Genomic DNA, 4189 nt, shown 5'->3' with positions numbered 1-4189 from the left:
TGAAAGGCGCAAACTTTGCCGCGCTTGTGGCTTAGTCGGCTCCGCACGTTGTACGATTCGGAAGGCAAAAGGGAAAAAGTAAAAAAGGGTGCGCTCAGCGCAGCCTTACCGATTGGCGTGGTTTTGAGGTTTTAAACGGTTGCTTCAGCAACCGTAAAGCAGGCTCGATGCCTGCGCCTTCAATTAAAGGAAAACTTCAGTTTTCCTTCCAGGCGTAGAAAAAAGCCCGGCCGTTAGATGAAAACCGGGCTTGGAGAATTATGTCGCTGATTGAATTTTTGGATGGCTGTTTTAATTACAATTGCAACACTTTTGGCCAACTCAACAGGAACAGCATTTGCGATTTGTTGTTGCATAGAGCTTAGTTTGCCTTTAAAGACAAAATTGTCTTTTAATCCAAACAGTCGCGCGCATTCTCTGATGCTCAACGTTCTATTTTCAGTGGGATGAAGAATGTTGCTTTTTCTAACGTTTGTGACCGTGATGGAAGGCTTATCATATTCCAATCTTCTATAGATTGAACTATGTGTTTTACCGGACTTCATTTTATCGGTTTTAAGCTGATCAGGAATTGAGGTCCAGTTTCCGCCTTGTGGTACATGTTTCATTTTTTCAATGGTTTGAGGCTGAGCTTTCGTGATGTCTAATTGATTTGGAAGTGCGTCATTTAAACCCTCGAAAGCCTCCCGGACCGTTTTGTATTCACCAGGTTGAATAAGGGGCTTAGGAAGCTCTATTCTGCCGATTTTAGAGCCGATAAAGATCGCTCGTCGTCTAACTTGGGCCGATCCCATATCAGCTGAATTTATAACCCCTGTGGTGATCTCAAAATCTGATAGCTCCTGTAATATTTCATTTTTAAATTTGCCGTTGCCGGCTGTTAAAATCTCTTCGACATTTTCAAGCACGAATACTTTGCAATGAGGATTCGCTTGCACGGCTTTAACAAAGTATTTGATCAATTCATTATTAGGATTGTCTAAATAATTGGTATGTCGATTAGCGCTGGAGAAACCTTGGCATGGCGGCCCCCCTACCATAATCGGCGCGCCTATCTGCTCAAATTGCTTAAAATCAAAATCTTTGATGTCAGCTTGCTCAATGTGTTGGCCAATATTAAAGGCATATGTTTTTACTGCGTCTGCATCCTTTTCTAAAGCAAATTTAATGTCAAAGCCGGCTTCAATAAAGCCTTGGTCCATGACCCCTGCACCACTGAATAAACTTATTATTTGTAAAGGGACTTTGAGGTTATCTATGGCCCTTTTGAAAGTCGATATGTTGTTGTTGACTGTGTCCGTAGCGATATTTGTCGAATCTTGTAGAATATCAAAGATCGTTAATTGCTGAAATTCGCTTCCGACGGCTTTGTTGAGCTGTTGCTTTGATACAAGAATTTCAACTTTATTTTTGAGCTTATTTATTTTGGGGAGGCTCTTCTTTTTTCTGAAAGGAATGATCTTATTCAATTTTGAAGCAAGTGTATTGCCTCGGCTTTCTTCCAGCCCTTTGATAAGAATTTCGTTGTTGTAAATCTCGACTTCTAAATAGTCTGCGTCGCGAAATACACTAAGGGCTTCTTTTTTTCTTATATCTATGACAGGTTTTACAGAATCCTTGAGGGTTCTTTTTGATACTGTATTTCCTTTTTCATCCGACGGCAGTATAACAATTTGCTTTAGGTGAGGATCAATAATGTATTTAAAATGAGTTCCTGCTTTAAATTCAGTTTCGTTTAGCTGTGAATCTTGAAGGTAAATGCCTCGGTTACTTTTTTTGGCTTTTCTTTTTTTGATTAGCATGGTTTTCTCTCCTTTTGCATTTTGCCTTCCGGAGGGAAGTTAGTTCCCCGAAGGGGGATTATTTTTCCCTTTTGGCATGGAGAACGGACAACTGCGGTTAGCCGAATGACAAGAGTGACGACCGGAGGGAGGAATCGCCTCAGCGACAGCTGCGGCTCGGCCGGCCCAGGGCCGGTAGCGAAACGGTTACTTCTGGGATTTTAAGCAAAGGCTTGACTGCTTAAAATTCCAGAAGTTTTACCGTTACGACTAGAGCCGTTGCTGCTCTTGTTGTTTGGCTCGCCGACTTGGCCAGAAGTGCGGTAAAGAGCCTGAAAGGCGCAAACTTTGCCGCGCTTGTGGCTTAGTCGGCTCCGCACGTTGTACGATTCGGAAGGCAAAAGGGAAAAGTAAAAAAGGCTGCGCTTCAGCGCAGCCTTACCGATTGGCGTGGTTTTGAGGTTTTAAACGGTTGCTTCAGCAACCGTAAGAGCAGGCTCGATGCCTGCGTTCTCAATCAAAGGAAAACTTCAGTTTTCCTTCCAGGCGGGAGATAGTTGTATTAGAAGGTGATGATATATGGTATCGATTTATGGGCGAGTTCATTACAGTTACGGTTGGTTTAGGTGTAAGCTATATAGAGAGGATAGGAAATGATTGGGCCGTTCCTTGAAAGGTATTTTCTGAACAAAACAAAATGGCCGATTGAGCCTGTATTATAGCTTTGTTTTTGAACTTTCCAATGTTATAATGAGTATATATTGAATATACATTAAGCTTTTGAGTACACTGTTAATAAGCATTCAAAAAAGATCGGCAGATGAGGGAACATCTAACCGATCGACAATAGAATAGCTCCTGTAAAGGAGTCAGCTTCAGCCTTAATTTCTCAGAAGTAAGATCGTCTTAGTTTAGCGGCCAGGACGGTCTTACTTTTTTTTGTCTGATGACATTATCGCTACAATCAACAAGCCAAATGTAAGCATTAGTTGGATCGCGCTTTCAACTGCCATACCCTCACCCCCTTTCGTCAAGAAATGGAGGTGAGCTGACCGCCCTTACGAAGCTGAATCTATTGTTATTTTTACTTTATCTAAAGTGGATGAAAAAAACAAGGTTCGCTTTTTCTGTTGGTTCTTCTGTATTGTATAAGACAGTGAGTGGTATTATATTCTCTTTTTTTGCTGTTTAATGGCATGTTCTAAAGCGTCTTCAATATTAATTTTAATATAACGGTAAACACCTTCCGGTAGATCTTTTTGCATATGCCGTAGCGCATCACCAAGACCACGCATTAAACAATCGATTTCACCATCAGATAGAACAACTTTCTCTCCTTGATGAACGTTAAAATTCATTTGAACTAGATCAACCATACCAATAACGGATTGCTGATTTGTTAGCTCCCTGTTCTCTTTTAACCATTTAAATTGTTCATACGGATCGTCGGACTGCATCTGGGCGTTAATAAGAGCTTCTCGAACACCAGGGTCAGAATCTCTATATGTAATGGTCTTTTCTTTATTGTTTTTTCTCATGAAACCATCTCCTTAAAAATGAATTATTTCTATTATTATCCTACCACAAACGATATCAACTTTTCTCCTTCGACATAGAGGGTGGCTGTTTTTGTAGCCAGGAAATGTTATAAAGCAATAAACCCCGAACAAACAAAAAAGCAGGATTCATCCCTGCTCTTTTTTTGTTTATGTAATTATCGACTAATCCAACCCTTAACAGGCCCAATCATGGGCCTGTTAAGGGAAACTTATTTGGTTAGGCCGGGACAATGGTCATTAACCCATGTTCCGGACCTCATATGTTCGGGGATCCAAACTCGACCCCTTTTAGTATTCCAAAAGTGCCCTCTAACCAAATGGCTTTGACGGTAATGCAGAGGTAATTTGCACATATTGCATTCTCCTTTCTAATTTTTTTAGAAAGCAGGAGAATATGTGCCTTCTGCAATCATCACAGCTGCACTGCATATTCAGTATGTATGGAATTGCCAATAATCTTTTGTGAGCAGATTGTTGACAATGTGATTCCGATGATATAACATAGTATTTGCAAAACAGTTGACGTTATATCCTACTGAAGATGATACCCCAATATCATCTTGCAGACAGAGAATGAATCGAAGGCACAATACGCCCACTTTCATATCTATCATACGACAGATTATGACAGATTGCAAGGGTTTTTTTTGTGCTTTTTTTATTTTCGATATTTTAAGATAATCCCGGTTTCCTAGACTTTTAAATTGGGGCAGCGGCAACGAGTATCTACGAACAAATATAAGACATTGACATTCTTACTTTTTCGAGAAATTGTATGCCAGTCCTAATAACCCTATAATCATTGAGCCGAACATCAACATCAGTTGAATTGCAGTTCCGATATCAATC

At 40.4% G+C, this 4189-nt stretch carries 4 protein-coding genes; all 4 read right to left on the bottom strand.

The window, feature by feature from the left end:
* Nucleotides 1-233 precede the first annotated feature (233 nt).
* The 4 genes from QMZ64_RS22835 to QMZ64_RS23220 all read right to left on the bottom strand — a co-directional run bounded on the left by QMZ64_RS22835 (nt 234) and on the right by QMZ64_RS23220 (nt 4164).
* The gene (locus tag QMZ64_RS22835) at nt 234-1802 is read right to left on the bottom strand and encodes a DNA cytosine methyltransferase (RefSeq protein ID WP_025810908.1); all 1569 of its coding nucleotides are present in this window, start codon (nt 1800-1802) and stop codon (nt 234-236) included.
* Nucleotides 1803-2710: 908 nt separating this feature from the next.
* A complete protein-coding gene (locus QMZ64_RS23225; protein ID WP_224991067.1) occupies nt 2711-2794 on the bottom strand; it encodes a putative holin-like toxin in 84 nt (27 codons plus the stop codon).
* 153 nt (nt 2795-2947) lie between these two features.
* Entirely contained in the window at nt 2948-3319 is a 372-nt protein-coding gene (locus tag QMZ64_RS22830) for a hypothetical protein (RefSeq protein ID WP_017474124.1), read from the bottom strand.
* 776 nt (nt 3320-4095) lie between these two features.
* Nucleotides 4096-4164, bottom strand: a complete 69-nt coding sequence (locus QMZ64_RS23220) for a hypothetical protein (protein WP_367618653.1) — start codon at nt 4162-4164, stop codon at nt 4096-4098.
* Nucleotides 4165-4189: the final 25 nt, after the last annotated feature.

Origin of the sequence: Bacillus sp. LB7 (assembly GCF_030449715.1) — a bacterium.
In the GTDB taxonomy this organism is placed as follows: domain Bacteria; phylum Bacillota; class Bacilli; order Bacillales; family Bacillaceae; genus Bacillus; species Bacillus paralicheniformis.
Note: the sequence above shows the minus strand (reverse complement) of the source record. Positions and strands in the feature narration are given on the sequence as shown.